The organism is Sporomusa malonica (assembly GCF_900176355.1).
Taxonomy (GTDB): domain Bacteria; phylum Bacillota; class Negativicutes; order Sporomusales; family Sporomusaceae; genus Sporomusa; species Sporomusa malonica.
Genome location: NZ_FWXI01000033.1, coordinates 1 through 16,109 on the forward strand (window position 1 = coordinate 1; position 16,109 = coordinate 16,109).

Here is a 16,109-nt window from a genome sequence, read left to right on the forward strand (position 1 = left end):
GCTGTCAGCGAGGTTTTGCCATGGTCAACGTGACCGATGGTGCCAATGTTAACGTGCGGCTTGTTTCTTTCAAACTTTTTCTTAGCCATTTGAGTTGATAGCCTCCCTTAATTAACTTTATCATAATTATGTATTAACACAAATAATCAACAGTATACATCTTTTTACAACGCCACAGCAGCTTTGCCAGGCGCCTGCGGCATAGCCGCATTTTCTCTACAAAGCTAGATTATTCTATTTAACATGTAAAATTCCTGCTGCATATAGGTCATGAAAATAAAAAAACCTCACAATTAATTGCAAGGCTTTTTTTCATGGTGGCGGCGCAGGGATTTGAACCCCGGACACTTCGGGTATGAACCGAATGCTCTAGCCAGCTGAGCTACGCCGCCGTATTAAAATGGAGCTAGTGACCGGGATTGAACCGGTGACCTTATCCTTACCAAGGATACGCTCTACCGACTGAGCTACACCAGCACTTCGGCAAAACGACTTATTAGCGCCCATCTGCTTCGTTGCTCCTCAAAACGCTTGCTTACGCACTTCCCAGTGCGCCGCGCTGCACGTTTTTCCGGTGCGCCTCGCATCTGGACACTACTAAGCCGTTTTGCAGCCTTGTGTCAGATACTTGGCTTGTCGCAGAATAGGTTAATAAGTTTGTTTCTTTATAAAGCTGCGCTTTATAAATTCAGGGTCGAATTTGTAAAGCGCGTTAATTACATGGTTGCGGGGACAGGACTTGAACCTGTGACCTTCGGGTTATGAGCCCGACGAGCTACCAACTGCTCCACCCCGCGATGTTAAAATGAAAAGGTTCTTGGTGGAGGGAGGTGGATTCGAACCACCGAAGTCAAAGACGGCAGATTTACAGTCTGCTCCCTTTAGCCACTCGGGAATCCCTCCATATTTGAATGGAGCTGGCGAGAGGAATTGAACCCCCAACCTGCTGATTACAAGTCAGCTGCTCTACCAATTGAGCTACGCCAGCATCTTTTTCTTGCGAACCTTGTCTCAGTGACAAAACATATTATATAATAACTGACTTATCGTGTCAACATCTTTTTAGTGGTTATTTTCACCAGACAACTGCAGGTCATGTTACAATTACCTTAAGAAAAAGTAATAATAGGACAGCCCAGCAACGATAAACCGGTAATAGGCAAATGACGCCAATGTGGAGTTATTGAGAAACCGCAAAAACCATACAATTGAAATGTATGCGGTTATGAATGCAACAACAAATCCAATCGCAAGCATCGTAAAATCATCAGCACTCAGCGAATTCCAAATCTTCATCAAATCATAAATGCAAGCTACCAGCATAAGCGGCACAGCAATAATAAAAGAAAACTCAGCAGCAGCCTTGCGGCTCATCCCTAGAAATAGGCCACCAGCAATGGTTGAGCCTGAGCGGGAAAAACCTGGCCATAATGATAAAATTTGAAATAATCCAACCCAAAAAGCCTGCTTGATTGTCATATTGTCAACATCGCGGGTTAGCGGACGACTTGCAGCTTTTTCAGCTACTAGCATAAGAATAGCGCCTGCTACCAGGCCAATAATAACAGTATATGGGGAAAATAGGTAGGTTTTTATCGCTTTGTGCAGAAGAAACCCAACTCCCATTACCGGTACAATTCCGGCTAACACATGCATAGCTGTCAGACCACCGCCGTAAATGTTAATGGCTCTGGGTCTAAACATTGCCAGAAACTTGTCTCTGTATAAAATAAATACCGATAAAATAGCCCCTAATTGAATAAACACCTCAAATACGCTGGCCTTTTCTCCTTCAAAACCCAATAACGAACCAACCAAAATCATATGTCCTGTTGATGAAATTGGTAAAAATTCAGTCAAACCCTCTACAATGCCAATAATTACTGCAATCATATTCTCACTCATATTGTACATCCTTCCTAGTTGTTACTGTCTTCCGCCTGCAGCATATTGATTACCTGCGCATCAGTAGGAAATGCCAGGTCTGGCACCGCATCAAGTGAAAAATAGGCTACTTGGTCCAAGTCATCACCTGGGCAGAGAGTACCGCCAGCAATCTCGGCCATAAACCAAACGCCAACAGTATGAACAGACGGGTTGTGAAAGTTAGATAAAACGGTATAAACCCGCCCTGGCTCAATAACCAGTCCTGTCTCCTCCAGAAATTCGCGTATTACGGCATCACGGATATCTTCATCATATTCTACATAGCCGCAAGGTATGCACCACAATCCCGCATAACTAGCATTAGAGGCCCGTCTCCCCAGCAAAATCGCCCCGTTTTTCCGGACAATAGCCGCTACTCCGACAATAGGATTCTCGTAGATTGTATAAGCACACTTGCCACATACCAAACGCTCGCGCTCGCCAACTCGGCGATACGCTACCGCTCCACCGCACTTAGGACAAAAATGAAAACGCTGTTTTCTCATAGCGACCTCCTTAGGACGATGTTACTATTTTACCATATTTCAACTAAATATCCTTATTAAATGAAAAAATTAATTGTGATCAAAAAAAATCCCGAGGCTCAGTGTAAAAACACGTTTTGCTCCCGGGCATCATCATTAATTACATGCAGTCGTTTATTTTGATCCATAAAAGCAATAAAGACATTGTGGATACTATTCTGATGCTGGCGGCGAAATTCTTCAATCTGCCGAGGCGAAAACCCCATATCTGTTAGTGCGCTCTCCTGTAATTTGCCCTCCAAAATTACAGGCACCAGGATGCTGTTCGGATTTACAGTAAAATTGACCTGGCTTGGCGTCAGCGGCAAATGCTCTGCCTTTTTGAGCACACTTAGCTTACCATGAGGTTCCAAGACTGCAAGTTCGACGATTGTAATGTCAAACACATCTTTGTCCCGCAAAAGCTGCAGCAACGTCTCAACAGGCATATGTACCTTACGCAGGCTGTCTTTGATAATCTGGCCGTTCTCTACCAACACTAGCGGCTTAAAGTTTAGTTTATGATTGAATGGACGGACTTTGATACTCAGCCATCCGAACAGCAGTTGCATCCCCCCCAATGCTAAAAGGGCAATGAGCGCGCTGACCAGTTCAATCCGGTGATCAACAATAAGCGCACCAGCCACTGCTCCAATTGTAATTGAAGTTAAAAAATCAAATGAGCTAAGCTCACCCAGCTGACGGCGACCGATCACCAGCATGATGATCAGCAGCACACCCATACCTGCAACTACCCGAAACAGAGTAATGCCCAATGTTTCCATCGCAGCCCTCCATTGCATAGCTGAAAACTACGCAATATTTAGGCTTAGTTTAACCAACTAACGACTTTTTAGTCACCAAAGCAAATGCCGATGGCCCGCCCGGCTTGTAGAAGCTCATCGTCAGCTGTAACATTATGTGCTTTGCCGGCAATCTCGTCAATCGGCACACGAATAATCTGGTTTTTTCTGAGTGCCACCATATTGCCGAATGCCCCATCAAATATACATTTAGCCGCCGCTACGCCATAGCGGGTAGATAACACCCGGTCAAACGCTGTTGGCGTACCCCCGCGTTGAACATGCCCCAGCACAGTGCAGCGGGACTCTACACCTGTAAGCTTTTCAATCTCTCTGGCCAATTTTTCCCCTGCGCCGCCTAGGCGGACTTTCTCATGACTACCCTCGACAATGAGCGATACCGATTGTTCGCCGCCTTGAGGATATGCCCCCTCAGCAATAACGACAAGACTGAACAGACGCCCGCGCGCTTCACGTTCTTTAATCTTCGCGACCACTGAGTCTATTGCAAAAGGTATCTCCGGGAGTAAGATGCAGTCAGCACCACCTGCCATACCGGCATGTAGCGCAATCCATCCAGCATAACGGCCCATCACCTCAAGCACCATGACCCGGTGGTGCGATTCAGCCGTAGTGTGTAACCTGTCAAGTGCGTCTGTAGCCACGCCAACAGCAGTGTCAAAGCCGAATGTTCTCTCAGTACCGGGGATATCGTTATCAATTGTCTTGGGAACAGCCACTACCGGCAGACCCAGATGATAAAATTCCGAAGCGATCTTGAGACTGCCATCACCGCCAATAACAACAATGGCTTCAATGTCCCTTTCCCGCAAGTTACAGAGCGCTTGAGCAGACATGTTCTCATAAACAATCTGGCTGTCCTGCTTTTTAGGGTAGTGAAAAGGATTGTCACGGTTGGTTGTACCAAGTATAGTCCCACCACGCGGTAAAATACCAGCAACACTGCTGTCTGTCATTTCGATCATTTGATTTTCGACCATACCGCCAAAACCATTTTTAATCCCCCATACCTTTAAGCCCTGACCAAGTGCGGTTCTCACAACAGCCCGAATAACAGCGTTAAGCCCAGGCGCATCACCGCCGCCAGTAAGTACTGCAATGGTTTTCACCTTGTTTACATTCGCCATTTGATCACCTCATCGATAGTATATAATATGAAAAATGACACCGCCTTATGGTGTCATTTTTGCTGCATTATTCTTCATAGGTTAACTCTGTCGGAGCATCCTTACTAAGGCCAGTAAGGCCTTTATACATACCGCGAATATCGCTGTCTTCACCGCGATTTTCCAAGTAGCGCTCTAACTTGCGTTTTACGCGTTGCAGCGCATTATCAATCGACTTGACATGGCGGTCAAGTTCAACAGCAATTTCCTGATAAGACTTACCATCAAGGTAAGACATTAGTACCTTCCACTCAAGATCGCTTAGAATCTCGCCCATTTTTTCTTCAATATCGACAAACTCCTCACGGCTGATTACCAGTTCTTCTGGGTCAGTCACTTTAGAACCGGATAGCACATCTAAGAGTGTACGGTCAGAGTCTTCGTCATAAATGGGTTTATTTAAAGAAACATATGAGTTCAAAGGAATGTGCTTCTGCCTAGTAGCTGTCTTAATCGCGGTAATGATCTGCCGTGTTACACATAACTCTGCAAACGCTCTAAACGAGGAGAGCTTGTCATTGCGGAAATCTCGAATCGCTTTGTATAAACCAATCATACCTTCTTGGATGATATCTTCGCGTTCAGCGCCGATTAAAAAGTATGATCTGGCTTTCGCCCGCACAAAGTTACGATATTTATTAATCAAATACTCCAGAGCGACCGTGTTGTCATTATCTTTGGCGTCGAATACTATTTCTTCATCAGTTAAGTTGTCAAAACAACCATACAGATCGCGTTGAGTATTAACCCGCATCGCATCGCCCCCACTAGTTTTTATTTTGCTGTCTATAAACGGCCAATCAACTTTTCTTCCATCCAAACCGGCCATTTGTCCACCGTGAAAAAAATAAAAGTGCACTAAAGGATTAGTGCCGCTGTATTAGTTCACGTCTTGTCACAATAAATTATACCTGTAAGCGCAAAGTTAGTCAAGCCCATCTCTGCGCATCTCATCAAGCCGTTTTAAGATATCTTTTCCCAGACGACTGCCAAGTTCATGGCGATCCCGCGCTAACACCTTCTGTGAGATGTTGGCTTTAATTTCTTTTTTTATGCTGGCAACATCATTTTTAAGCTCGCGAGCCGAAATCCTGAATGCACCAGCGCCTAAAATAAACATCTGCTCAGCAAAGTCTGAGGTGACAACATAGACGCGTTCACCTTGACGGACAAGGTAGTATACCATTTTCTCGATGCAGCTGTCAGCTGTTTCGCCTTCTTTGGTATAAATCACCTCCAGCTCGCCTTGCATTTGGCTGACAGTCCTACCTGTTGCCATATGTGCATCAAATACAATTATTGTCCTAAATCCTTTATATGCACCATATTCACTAAGTATGTCCACAAGTCTGTCACGGGCATATTCTAAATTATCTTTGACAGCAATTAGCTCAGGCCAAGCATTAATCACATTATAGCCGTCGACAATTAACAAGTCCATCGAGAGAAAATCTCCAATCTTATTGCATCCCAGTAGCTCCAGGCAGTTTTTCTTCAGCCTTAGGCGACTTAACTTCAGACTGCACTGGTTTGGGGGCTGGTCCCATTTTTATCACGGTGTTGTCCGGAGCATATCTGTCGCGCGATAATATTTCGCGTTTTAGTTCTTTACCAGTATTATCGCGGATAATCCGGACAACAGTAACCTCATACCCTGGCTTGCCTTCTTTTTCAACCTTGCTCTCTCCTGGAAGCAATGCCGGATCGGCCTTTTTAATAATTGATGGCTGAATCACCTGTTGACCAACTGTCACAACCTCAATTGTTTTATCCAGAGCCCGCTGTCCAAAAATCCCCACATTGAGCTTGTTACCTACTGTCTCAGCCATAATCATAACCGGCGCCGAACTATTATTCACAAATTTGAAATCAAGCGCATTATAGACAACCGTGGCATCCCGCCCGAGTGCCACATAGGAAAGCGGTTTGGAGTGGTTAGTGCGATCGACAATATTAAGTCCCGCCAACAACACAGCATTATAAAGTGTTGAAGAAACCTGACAAACGCCACCGCCTACTCCAGGCACAAACTCGCCATTAATTATCTCCATTGCCTCCTTAAAACCTTGAGCCTTTTCCCTCGGTCCTACAGTATCGTTATATGAAAAGATCTGTCCAGGATAAAGCAGATTGCCATTAATTTTCTGCGCAGACAGTTTTACGTTGGCCGTCCGGTTAGAGTCCTCTGTATTAAACACGGTTGTATACACCGACACTAGTTCTTTAATGCCATTTCGGGCAAGCTCTGTGGCAGTGATCTCAGGGTAAACCGGCTTAACAGGCAGGATAATCGTGCTGGCATCGCTGCGATTAATCGCAGCAACTATTAATTCTTTGAGAGCCGCAACATCAATCTGACATCCTTCTACCTCAGGCACAATGCCGCCTGCTCGTAAACTTAATGTTGCGTTATGCGGCGGCTTGTTGACCGTTTCCTGTAGATGTTCAATTATGGTATCTAATTTATCCTCATTATACTTGATTTTGAGGGGAATAGACCAGCCCTCAGCATGAGCAGCGCGAATATTTTTTATCCGCATCCACAACGAACCTTCACGACCAACCTGCCAAGCGGCATCAGCCATTGCTTCCGGGTCAATAGAATAATCGATATTCTCAGGCTCAATGCGGAAAATTGCAGCATCATAGGATAACAAGATAGGCCTAGGATTCTGCCCCTTTTGCCAGACATACAGCAGTTGGGTCACTTCATCCCGTGTTCTTCCGGCAACGTCGATATTCGCAACAGTTACTCCGGCATACACTGTTTGGGCAAGCAGCAGCTGGGTCAGCCAAAAACCGACTGACCCTGTCAGAACAATTACCACTGCTAAAACAATACCCACCCAGTGTTTCATTTTCCTTTCAGCTCCCTTTGTCTAAGAACTTCATAAAGTAAGAGCGAGCAGGCTACCGATGCATTAAGGGAGGTAATCTTCCCCCGCATCGGGATGCGTACAACAAAATCACAGGCTTCTTTTGTTAATCGCCCCATCCCCTCGCCCTCGCTGCCAACAACAATAACAACAGGCCCGGTAAGATCGGCTTCGTAATAGTCTTTTGTCCCATCCATATCAGCCCCAACCACCCAGAGCCCCTGTTTTTTCAAAGCCTTAAGGGTTTGGGATACATTTCCGATTCTAGCTACCGGCACATGTTCCACCGCACCAGCCGAGGTTTTAGCGACCGTTTGCGTAAGCGGGCAGCTGCGCCGCTTGGGAATAAGTACACCGTGAACCCCTGTTGCATCAGCGGTACGTAAAATGGCACCAACATTGTGCGGATCTGCAAGTTCATCCAGGAGAACGAGAAAGGGCGTCTCACTTTTGCTGTAAGCTACTGATAAAATATCTTCCATCTCTACGTAAGCTACCGGTGCAGCCAAGGCAACTACACCTTGATGCCGCACTCCGGCAGACATCTGGTCGAGCTTGGCAGCCTCCACCTCTTGTATTACCAATCCCTGTTCCCGGGCCTGACCAATGATATCGCGGATCGAACCCTGCCGTTCACCCTTGGCGACAAGGATTTTATTCAATGATCGTCCTGCTTTTAACGCTTCCAGTACACTATTGCGGCCAACTATTATTTCTGTTTCATCAGACATTTGTAATCGCTCCTTAAAAAATAGAAATAGTTTGGTGTTCTTTATTATTATGAAAAAACGGCAGAATATAATCCTGCCGTTTGTCCACTACGACTTACTCTAACGCTCTATGTACAGCCACTAAGAAACTTCAGCAATATACAATGCCGGGTTAATTGCCATATCAATCGTAAGTACTTGGTTAACCCGCTCACCAGCTGCATTAGCCGTAATATTAACTATTGGTTTGGTCCTCAGCTCATCAGCGTAATCGTGGACGATCCCTACCGATTGATTATTTAGCCGGACAACGGCACCCAGCGGGTAAATAGCCACATTGCTAACCAGTACCTGAACAAGTTCCGGATTAAAATAGGCAGCGCCCGCTTTTTCAATAATCGCCAAGGTATCATAAACAGGTAAGGCTTTCCGATACGGAGTCGTTGCTGTCATCGAAGAATACACGTCAGCAATCGCTGTAATCTGTGCAAACTCATGGATGCCGCTGTCTTTAGCCCCTCGTGGATAGCCACTGCCATCAAATCGCTCGTGATGCTGCAGCGCACAGTTGGCTGCCGCCAAACTGATATCTGCGTTACGCTGTAGTATTTCATAGCCCTTCTCAGTGTGTTTCTTAACAATAGCCATCTCTTCCATGTTTAATGCCTCTGGTTTATTCAGGATATCCCGGGAAATAGTAATCATTCCCACATCCCGCAGAAGGGCACCCATTCCCAGATCATGCAACCGCTGCCCCTCAAGGCCACGGCTGATTCCCATCATGGCAGCAAAGAAGTAGCCGCTGACAGCATGTTTGAAGAGATAATCATTACATGTCTGCATTGCAGTAAATAACGGTTGTATTTCTTTATGCATACAGCAATCATCCAAAAGCGCCAACACCTTGCTTTTGACACCATCTGTATGAACGTATTTGCCAACTCGCACTTCATCAAGCGCCTGATGTGCGCTGAGAAGAATCTCCTGTCTGGCGTTTTGAGCCGCTTCGTCATTAACATCTATAAGCTGGGCTTCGCCTTCAATATAAATATACTTAATATCAAGCTCTGCCATCTTGGAAATATGGAACTCAGTCAGATCAACACCACTGTTTAATACGATCTGACCATTAAGCCCATACACCGGCTGAGCCAGTTTCATCCCCATCCGTATTCCCTCGCGAAGCACACGCCGCACACTAAACCACCTCCACCAATAAGCTGTATTTTATACCTGTCCACTATGTACTTAGTTTATCTGTTCTACTTTTGCATTTTAATTCCTGCCAGCCGGCCACAGGATAAATTTCCCTCTGTACAGTAGCCGCCAGATACACAAGTTGGCCCAGCTTTGGCAAACAAACGTGGCGCAACCGCTTTAACCTCGGCCAGCATGGCATTGGCCAGATTGCGTATTTCCCACTGCGCCCGGTGGCAGCAGCGTTTTTCAAAAAAATGCAGCAGCGAACGCGCATTCATGGTTACAACAATTTTTGTTTCAGTAGCGTTAGCCAGTACATAACGAGCATCCTCTTGATGCACGCCAAGGGCCACCAGTTCATCATATGTGTTTTGAACCTGCTGGATAAGAGCCTCATATTTTGCCTTAGCCTCAGCGTTGGCGGCGACTGATGGTGGTACGATATATTCAAAGCCATGTTCAGCCACATACCGCTGTGACTGTTGGGAGTAGGAGGCAATACGATGGCGTACCAACTGGTGTGTAAGCACGCGGGAAATACCCTCAATAGCAAAAGTAAAACTGGCGTGTTCAAATGTTGATAAGTGTCCCATGTCGACAAGTTTATCAATTAAGTTTCCAATCTGCGTATCAGGCATGGTTTGTACTAATTCTTCCGCGCCGCTGGCCGAATAACAGAGACGGGCCGACATGGCTACAGTACGTTCAGGATCTGGTGTATATTGAATTAATTTTAGTTTCATGGCGGCAACTCTCCCCTTTTGTTACTTTTTGATGATGGCTGTCATTTCCCGGGAAATAATGACAAATGCTTTATCAACAATTTCCGACAGTCTGTCATGTTTTTTTCGTAAATAGAGATAACCCACTAACGCTTCAAAGCCTGTAGCATAACGATATTCAGCAATTGATGCACTCTTGGGCACTGTCGATTTAGCATTGCGTCCCCGCCTTATGATATCAGCTTCCTCAGGAGTGAGCTGGTCTTCCAACGCTTTAACAGCTTTAGACTGCATAACAGCCGATACCATCTTGGCATCAAAGGTATGCAAAACCCGCACCTTATTTTGCTCATACCCCAGCAGCCTGGTGCGTACATATAACGTAAAGTAGGCGTCGCCTACATAAGCCAATACTAATGCAGGCAACTGATCTGCAGCAATATCAGTATATTTAGCCGGGGCAACATCCCCGGCTTCATTTATTGTAAAAAAGTTATTGACTAGCTTTTGAAAGTGATCATAGTTCACCGTTTTTTCCACCTGACGCCCTGCGGCGAGTCTTCAAGGACAATATCAGCGGCTGCCAATTTGTCGCGTATTTGGTCTGCAGTTGCCCAATCCTTTTTCTTACGTGCTTCCTGCCGAATATCAATAATGATATTCATAAGCTCATCGACCAGTTCGGCATTACCATCTTGGGCAGCTGCAGAACCCTCAGTCTGTACCCCTAAGATGTCGCCCATCTGGCTATACACTTTAGCAGCCTTCTCCACGGCTACAGCATCCAGCTCGGCCTTTCCAGCGGTTACCTTACTATGATAGATATTAATTTCTTTGGCCAGACCAAACATAGTACTGATCGCCAAGGCTGTGTTGAAATCGTCATCCATAGCGGCAGTAAATTCAGCCATGCCCTCAGCCGCAGCTTGAGCGAGTCCCTCAGAATCTTCACTGGTATTGCCAGCCGGGAACGTTCCCAGATGGTTCAGGTTTTCCCTGGCCGTTTTTAGCCGTTCCAGGCTGCGCCCGGCCTCTTCCAGGCGTTCATCGCTAAAATCAAGTGGACTCCGGTAGTGGGTTGACAAAATAAAGTAGCGCAATATTTCCGGTCTGAAATGTTCAAGGATGTCAATTACCAGAAAAAAATTTCCAAGCGATTTACTCATCTTCTCTTCATTAACGGTAATAAAACCATTGTGCAGCCAGTAACGGACAAACGGCTCAGCGCCAGTAAAAGCTTCAGATTGAGCAATCTCGTTTTCATGATGCGGAAATACCAGATCGCTGCCACCACCGTGAAAATCAAAGCTAGATCCCAGATACTTATATGACATAACCGAACACTCAATATGCCAACCAGGCCTTCCTAAACCCCATGGGCTATCCCAGGCCGGTTCGCCTGGTTTAGCACTTTTCCATAAGGCAAAGTCCATCGGGTGATTTTTCCGTTCATCAACATCAACCCGCGCCCCAGCCTTCATGTCCTCAAGATTACGGCCGCTTAATTTGCCATAGTCGGGAAACTTCTCAACACTGTAATATACATCACCGTCAGCAGCATAAGCATAGCCTTTGTCAACAAGTGTTTTGACCATTGCAACAATATCGGGAATATGGTCAGATACCTTAGGGTATACATGTGCCCGGCGGACATTGAGTTTATCCATAACCTCAAAATAGGAGGCAATATACCTGTTAGCAATGATATCCCAGGTCACTTGCTCGTTTTTGGCTGTATTAATAATTTTATCATCAATATCGGTAAAGTTTTGAATATGATAAACGTCATACCCTGAGTATTCTAGATACCGACGGATTACATCCCAGGTGATAAACGGACGGGCATTCCCAATATGCGGATGGTTATAGGGAGTAACGCCGCAAACATACATTTTTATTTTCCCAGGCGTGAGTGGCACAAATTCTTCTTTTTGCTTGGTCAGGGTATTATATACCTTGAGACTCATGCTGTTTCAACTCCTTTTCCAACTGATCAATGCGCACTTCCATGCGCTTCATATTACGCTGCATACAAAGCAGCATCTCTGCCACAGGATCTGGCAGATCATCGTGTTCAAGGTCAATCCCCTCTATACCGTCGGCATCAGGGCGACCTATCTTTTTTCCGTCATGCCAAACCACTTTGCCTGGTATGCCAACAACAGTAGAGTTAGGCGGAACCTCATGCAAGACTACTGAACCAGCACCAATTTTAGAATTGTCGCCAACCGTAAAAGAACCAAGTACTTTAGCCCCGCTGGCCACGACGACATTATTGCCAATAGTTGGGTGGCGCTTGCCTTTCTCCTTGCCAGTGCCGCCTAAAGTGACTCCCTGATATAAAGTAACGTTATTGCCAATAATGCACGTCTCACCAATAACCACACCGGTAGCATGGTCGATAAACAGACCCTCGCCGATCGTTGCGCCTGGATGAACATCCACTCCGGTTAGCAAGCGGTTAAAATAGCAAATCATGCGTGGCACTAGCACCCAGCCACGTTTGAACAGATAGTTAGAAATTCGGTACAGCCAGATAGCATGTAGACCAGGATAACACAAAAGAACTTCAAGCACGCTTCTGGCTGCAGGGTCACGTTCAAATACTACTTTAATATCTTTTTTTATCCGTTTGAACATAGTATTCCCTCCTTAAACTAATTTAGAACAGACAAGAAGCCATATTGCGCTTATACCCGAAAGGGTATAGAAAAGCCACCATCTCACTACAGAGACGGTGGCCCGCGGTTCCACTCTGCTTGGGTATGACATACCCCTGCTTTATGCTGATAACGGCAGCATCCGGGACAGCTTACTCAGGTTCAGCCATCCTGCTACCAGGTGCATTTCTGCGAATCTTACCCAGCGCCGCTTACAGCCGGTGGCGGCACCTCTCTGAGGGGTGAAAACACATACTTCTCCTGGATCATCGCATTTCCGAGTATCTAAATAAGGTTTACGACTAAATTATACTAACGCCAGCTTGACTATGTCAAGAAACAATATCGCCTTTGGGTACCTCAAATTATATTTTAGCTAAAAGACAATCCATTCTCGCTAAGGTGCGTTCTTTACCGATTAACGGGATGAGATTAATCAGCTCAGGCCCATGCATTTTTCCGGTTATAGCAATCCGCACTGGCATATATACTTTTTTACCGCCCAGCTTCAATTCCTTGGTAATCCCCTTTAAGATAGCCTGAACAGCTGCTGGCTCCACTGGTTCAAGCGCAGCCAGCTTGCTTTTGAAGGCTTCCATTACCTGCGAAATGTCGGCATCCTTCATAATCTCGTGCGCCTCTTCACTTTCAAATTCAATGTCATCATTAAAAAATACGTCAATATGATCGGTTATTTGAGCGGCATAGCTGATATATCCCTGGAGTTCGGCAACCACTTTAACCAGCCATTCTTTTTGGTCAGCAGTCAACGCCTCGCCGATATAGCCAGCAGCCTGCAGGTGCGGCAGTGCCAGCTCTGTAACAAGTTCCGGGGAAGCCGCCTTAATATAATGCGCGTTTATGTGATTGAGTTTATCGACATCAAACACGGCCGGATTTTTAGCTACCCGATCCATAGAAAACTGCTCAATAAGCTCTTCCCGGCTGAATATTTCCTCTTCACCAGCAGGTGCCCAGCCTAAAAGTGCTAAAAAGTTAACAATACCCTCAGGCAGATAACCCAGTTTCTTATACTGCTCAACCGAGGTTGCGCCATGGCGTTTGCTCATCTTGGTACGATCTTTGCCCAAAATTAATGAGATATGACCAAATTGCGGCAAGGCCAGTCCGAGTGCCTGATAGATCAAAATTTGGCGGGGGGTGTTCGACAAATGCTCTTCAGCCCGAATGACATGGGTTACTTTCATCAGCGCATCATCAAGCACTACGGCATAGTTATACACTGGAATACCGTCAGATTTTACAATAACAAAGTCACCAACACCGTTAGATTCAAAGCTAACAGTATCCCGTACCATATCTTTAAATATAATTTGCTGATTCTCAGGCACACAGAAGCGAACTGTAGGCTTTCTGCCTTCGGCAGCAAATTGTTCCCGCTCAGCCTCGCTTAAATTGCGGCAGCGCCCAGTATACCGTGGCGTTTCGCCTTTGTTCATTTGTTCCTGGCGCTCAGCGTCAAGCTCTTCCTCGCTGCAGTAACAGTAATAGGCTTGTCCGGATATGAGCAGCTTATCCGTATACTGACGGTATAAGTCGAGACGCTCCGACTGGCGGTATGGTCCATTTTCACCACCCGCATCAATGCCTTCATCCCACTCAATACCCAGCCAGCGTAAAGCAGCCTTAATATTCTCCTCAGACTCCCTGGTTGAACGCTCCAAATCGGTATCTTCGATCCGCAAAATCAGCTTGCCGCCCTCTTTACGCGCCAGCAGCCAATTAAACAAGGCAGACCGCGCCCCACCGATATGAAACGGCCCAGTCGGGCTTGGTGCAAAGCGTACTCTAAGTTCTTGTTCCATTTATATGTACCCCTTCCATACACTTTTTGAAGTAGTAGTATTTAGTGTCAATCATTGTATATTCTAGCAGATTCTGCGTCAGCATGCAAAAAAAAAGACATACTGCCTTTTATCAGCAGCACGCCCTAGCCCTATCTTATTCAACTTTGACTACAAACATGCCGTGAACGATATCAGGAATAACCAGAGTTGTATTGGTACCGCTAAAGCCGCTTGATACTGGTTTAGCGCCATCTGATAAAAGAGCCAGTCGCCATACTAGCTTATCATTAAACCATAACTCGCCGCAAGTGGCTCCGTCCTGGCGCATAATATTTACGTTGAAGCTAAAATCAGCGGCTAGCACCGAGGAGGGATAGAGCATGATCATCATTGACAGCAACAGGGTAACTACTACTTTGTGAATCAGCTTCTGCATAATCAGCCCTCCAATATGTCAATCTCAGTTATTCATAATATGTGTTTTTGACTGGCTTTTATGCAGATTAATTCCCCGCACTAAACCCGAGCGCCGATGATTGTGGCTGTCGCGTAAGCAGCAATACCTTGGCCCTGTCCGGCAAAACCTAATCCCTCGGTAGTTGTGGCCTTCACATTCACTTGTCCGACATCAATGCCCAAGGTTTCAGCAATATTACTATTCATCCGGGCTATATAAGGGGCCAGCTTAGGTTTTTGCGCCACAATGGTCGCATCAATATTGTTGACTGTATAACCGTTCCTAGCCAATATTTCACGAACTTCGCCGAGCAGCGCAAGACTGGATATGCCTTTGTAACGCCCGTCAGTATCGGGAAAATGGCGGCCAATGTCACCTAAGGCAGCTGCACCTAATAGCGCGTCTTTAATGGCATGTAAGAGCACATCTGCATCAGAGTGCCCGTCAAGCCCCAGTGTATACGGAATATCTACGCCACCGAGAATTAATTTGCGCTCAGGCACCAAGCGATGAACATCATAGCCAATACCAGAACGAATCACACCAATCTCCTCCTGTCGGTTAGCAAGCAGTATTCCTGCAACACTCAAATCTTCCGGGGTTGTAATCTTTATGTTTTGATAATTTCCTGGAACAACCTTCACTTTAACTCCCATGCGTTCAACCAACGTTGCATCATCTGTGCCAAGATAGCCGTCCCTTGCCGCCTGCTCATAAGCTGCTTTAAGCAGGCCTGCCTCAAATGCCTGCGGCGTCTGCACCGCCCACAAAGTTCGGCGGTCAGGGGTACCTGATACCCAGCCAGCGGTATCAGCCGACTTAATTGTATCCTTAACCGGTACAGCTACAATGGCTGCCTGGTGTTGACGAGCCGCAGCTACAGCCTGATTGAATAGGCTTGGTTCGACTAGTGGCCGCGCTCCGTCATGTACCACAATGATCTCTGCGCTGTCTGGAATAACCTTAAGCGCATTGGCAATCGAATGTTGCCGTTCACTGCCACCAGCCACGACTTGCCACGGCACCGGGGTGTAAAGTTCTGCCAGCAAGAGCTTCATTGAGTCGACTTCCTCAGCCGCTGCCGTCACAACCAAGCAGCCCACATCCAGTGCCGCGCATGCCGCCAAAATAGTATGGGCTAGTACAGGTTTACCTAATAGCGGAATAAATACTTTATTTATCCCGCCCCCCATTCTTTTTCCTTGACCTGCGGCCGCAATAATAAAACATACCATA

The 16,109-nt window shown here is 46.1% G+C and carries 17 protein-coding genes, 5 tRNA genes, 1 pseudogene and 1 other annotated feature; all 23 genes and pseudogenes read right to left on the bottom strand.

Annotated features, from left to right (window positions below; translation table 11 throughout):
* A partial coding sequence (locus B9A22_RS25095) for a GTP-binding protein (protein WP_139796359.1) occupies positions 1 to 89 on the bottom strand: 89 nt, incomplete at its 3' end.
* A 226-nt stretch (positions 90 to 315) separates the two neighbouring features.
* A tRNA-Met gene (locus B9A22_RS23090) sits at positions 316 to 392 on the bottom strand.
* Positions 393 to 401: 9 nt separating this feature from the next.
* A tRNA-Thr gene (locus B9A22_RS23095) sits at positions 402 to 477 on the bottom strand.
* Between the two features lie 244 nt (positions 478 to 721).
* Positions 722 to 797: transfer RNA gene (locus tag B9A22_RS23100), tRNA-Met, on the bottom strand.
* Positions 798 to 818: 21 nt separating this feature from the next.
* Positions 819 to 903 (bottom strand) — tRNA-Tyr (locus B9A22_RS23105).
* A gap of 9 nt (positions 904 to 912) precedes the next feature.
* Positions 913 to 988 (bottom strand) — tRNA-Thr (locus tag B9A22_RS23110).
* Positions 989 to 1,104: 116 nt separating this feature from the next.
* Complete coding sequence (locus B9A22_RS23115; protein WP_084578304.1) at positions 1,105 to 1,905, bottom strand: undecaprenyl-diphosphate phosphatase; 801 nt, start codon at positions 1,903 to 1,905, stop codon at positions 1,105 to 1,107.
* 14 nt (positions 1,906 to 1,919) lie between these two features.
* Positions 1,920 to 2,432 carry an NUDIX hydrolase gene (locus tag B9A22_RS23120; protein WP_084578305.1) on the bottom strand — a complete coding sequence of 171 codons (513 nt, stop codon included), beginning with the start codon at positions 2,430 to 2,432 and terminating at the stop codon, positions 1,920 to 1,922.
* 98 nt (positions 2,433 to 2,530) lie between these two features.
* Positions 2,531 to 3,235, bottom strand: coding sequence for a DUF421 domain-containing protein (locus tag B9A22_RS23125; RefSeq protein WP_176215660.1), 705 nt, complete (start codon positions 3,233 to 3,235; stop codon positions 2,531 to 2,533).
* Positions 3,236 to 3,303: 68 nt separating this feature from the next.
* Positions 3,304 to 4,401 (bottom strand): 6-phosphofructokinase, encoded by a 1,098-nt coding sequence (locus B9A22_RS23130; protein WP_084578307.1) that lies wholly within the window; start codon positions 4,399 to 4,401, stop codon positions 3,304 to 3,306.
* A 67-nt stretch (positions 4,402 to 4,468) separates the two neighbouring features.
* Positions 4,469 to 5,194: an RNA polymerase sporulation sigma factor SigH gene (sigH, locus tag B9A22_RS23135; protein ID WP_084578334.1), complete on the bottom strand. Its 726-nt coding sequence runs from the start codon at positions 5,192 to 5,194 to the stop codon at positions 4,469 to 4,471.
* 171 nt (positions 5,195 to 5,365) lie between these two features.
* Positions 5,366 to 5,881: an NYN domain-containing protein gene (locus B9A22_RS23140; protein ID WP_084578308.1), complete on the bottom strand. Its 516-nt coding sequence runs from the start codon at positions 5,879 to 5,881 to the stop codon at positions 5,366 to 5,368.
* 19 nt (positions 5,882 to 5,900) lie between these two features.
* Positions 5,901 to 7,298, bottom strand: coding sequence for a VanW family protein (locus B9A22_RS23145; protein ID WP_084578309.1), 1,398 nt, complete (start codon positions 7,296 to 7,298; stop codon positions 5,901 to 5,903).
* On the bottom strand, positions 7,295 to 8,047 hold the full coding sequence (rlmB, locus tag B9A22_RS23150; RefSeq protein ID WP_084578310.1) for a 23S rRNA (guanosine(2251)-2'-O)-methyltransferase RlmB: 753 nt from the start codon (positions 8,045 to 8,047) through the stop codon (positions 7,295 to 7,297). The genes B9A22_RS23145 and rlmB overlap by 4 nt, the downstream gene beginning before the upstream one ends.
* A 120-nt stretch (positions 8,048 to 8,167) precedes the next feature.
* A complete protein-coding gene (locus B9A22_RS23155; protein WP_084578311.1) occupies positions 8,168 to 9,223 on the bottom strand; it encodes an HD-GYP domain-containing protein in 1,056 nt (351 codons plus the stop codon).
* Positions 9,224 to 9,288: 65 nt separating this feature from the next.
* Positions 9,289 to 9,969 (bottom strand): FAD-dependent thymidylate synthase, encoded by a 681-nt coding sequence (thyX, locus tag B9A22_RS23160; protein ID WP_084578312.1) that lies wholly within the window; start codon positions 9,967 to 9,969, stop codon positions 9,289 to 9,291.
* Positions 9,970 to 9,990: 21 nt separating this feature from the next.
* Positions 9,991 to 10,476 (bottom strand): Mini-ribonuclease 3, encoded by a 486-nt coding sequence (locus B9A22_RS23165; protein WP_084578313.1) that lies wholly within the window; start codon positions 10,474 to 10,476, stop codon positions 9,991 to 9,993.
* The gene (cysS, locus tag B9A22_RS23170) at positions 10,473 to 11,915 is read right to left on the bottom strand and encodes a cysteine--tRNA ligase (RefSeq protein ID WP_084578314.1); all 1,443 of its coding nucleotides are present in this window, start codon (positions 11,913 to 11,915) and stop codon (positions 10,473 to 10,475) included. Before cysS ends, B9A22_RS23165 begins: the two co-directional genes overlap by 4 nt.
* Positions 11,896 to 12,588, bottom strand: a complete 693-nt coding sequence (gene cysE, locus B9A22_RS23175; protein WP_084578315.1) for a serine O-acetyltransferase — start codon at positions 12,586 to 12,588, stop codon at positions 11,896 to 11,898. The genes cysS and cysE overlap by 20 nt, the downstream gene beginning before the upstream one ends.
* Positions 12,589 to 12,675: 87 nt before the next feature.
* Positions 12,676 to 12,887: a binding site (T-box leader), on the bottom strand.
* A gap of 86 nt (positions 12,888 to 12,973) precedes the next feature.
* Positions 12,974 to 14,434 (bottom strand): glutamate--tRNA ligase, encoded by a 1,461-nt coding sequence (gltX, locus tag B9A22_RS23180; RefSeq protein WP_084578316.1) that lies wholly within the window; start codon positions 14,432 to 14,434, stop codon positions 12,974 to 12,976.
* 136 nt (positions 14,435 to 14,570) lie between these two features.
* Complete coding sequence (locus tag B9A22_RS23185) at positions 14,571 to 14,852, bottom strand: hypothetical protein (RefSeq protein ID WP_084578317.1); 282 nt, start codon at positions 14,850 to 14,852, stop codon at positions 14,571 to 14,573.
* An 80-nt stretch (positions 14,853 to 14,932) separates the two neighbouring features.
* Positions 14,933 to 15,415 carry a 2-C-methyl-D-erythritol 2,4-cyclodiphosphate synthase gene (gene ispF, locus B9A22_RS26620; protein ID WP_245824116.1) on the bottom strand — a complete coding sequence of 161 codons (483 nt, stop codon included), beginning with the start codon at positions 15,413 to 15,415 and terminating at the stop codon, positions 14,933 to 14,935.
* A 36-nt stretch (positions 15,416 to 15,451) separates the two neighbouring features.
* Positions 15,452 to 16,108 (bottom strand): annotated as a pseudogene (gene ispD, locus B9A22_RS26625) (2-C-methyl-D-erythritol 4-phosphate cytidylyltransferase); the annotation flags it as partial.
* Position 16,109 lies beyond the last annotated feature (1 nt).

Excerpts from the sequence above, each read along its gene's own strand:
- B9A22_RS23115 (WP_084578304.1), bottom strand. The coding sequence starts at position 1,905 with ATGAGTGAGAATATGATTGCAGTAATTATTGGCATTGTAGAGGGTTTG.
- B9A22_RS23120 (WP_084578305.1), bottom strand. The coding sequence starts at position 2,432 with ATGAGAAAACAGCGTTTTCATTTTTGTCCTAAGTGCGGTGGAGCGGTA.
- B9A22_RS23125 (WP_176215660.1), bottom strand. The coding sequence starts at position 3,235 with ATGGAAACATTGGGCATTACTCTGTTTCGGGTAGTTGCAGGTATGGGT.
- B9A22_RS23130 (WP_084578307.1), bottom strand. The coding sequence starts at position 4,401 with ATGGCGAATGTAAACAAGGTGAAAACCATTGCAGTACTTACTGGCGGC.
- sigH (WP_084578334.1), bottom strand. The coding sequence starts at position 5,194 with ATGCGGGTTAATACTCAACGCGATCTGTATGGTTGTTTTGACAACTTA.
- B9A22_RS23140 (WP_084578308.1), bottom strand. The coding sequence starts at position 5,881 with ATGGACTTGTTAATTGTCGACGGCTATAATGTGATTAATGCTTGGCCT.
- B9A22_RS23145 (WP_084578309.1), bottom strand. The coding sequence starts at position 7,298 with ATGAAACACTGGGTGGGTATTGTTTTAGCAGTGGTAATTGTTCTGACA.
- rlmB (WP_084578310.1), bottom strand. The coding sequence starts at position 8,047 with ATGTCTGATGAAACAGAAATAATAGTTGGCCGCAATAGTGTACTGGAA.
- thyX (WP_084578312.1), bottom strand. The coding sequence starts at position 9,969 with ATGAAACTAAAATTAATTCAATATACACCAGATCCTGAACGTACTGTA.
- cysS (WP_084578314.1), bottom strand. The coding sequence starts at position 11,915 with ATGAGTCTCAAGGTATATAATACCCTGACCAAGCAAAAAGAAGAATTT.
- cysE (WP_084578315.1), bottom strand. The coding sequence starts at position 12,588 with ATGTTCAAACGGATAAAAAAAGATATTAAAGTAGTATTTGAACGTGAC.
- gltX (WP_084578316.1), bottom strand. The coding sequence starts at position 14,434 with ATGGAACAAGAACTTAGAGTACGCTTTGCACCAAGCCCGACTGGGCCG.
- B9A22_RS23185 (WP_084578317.1), bottom strand. The coding sequence starts at position 14,852 with ATGCAGAAGCTGATTCACAAAGTAGTAGTTACCCTGTTGCTGTCAATG.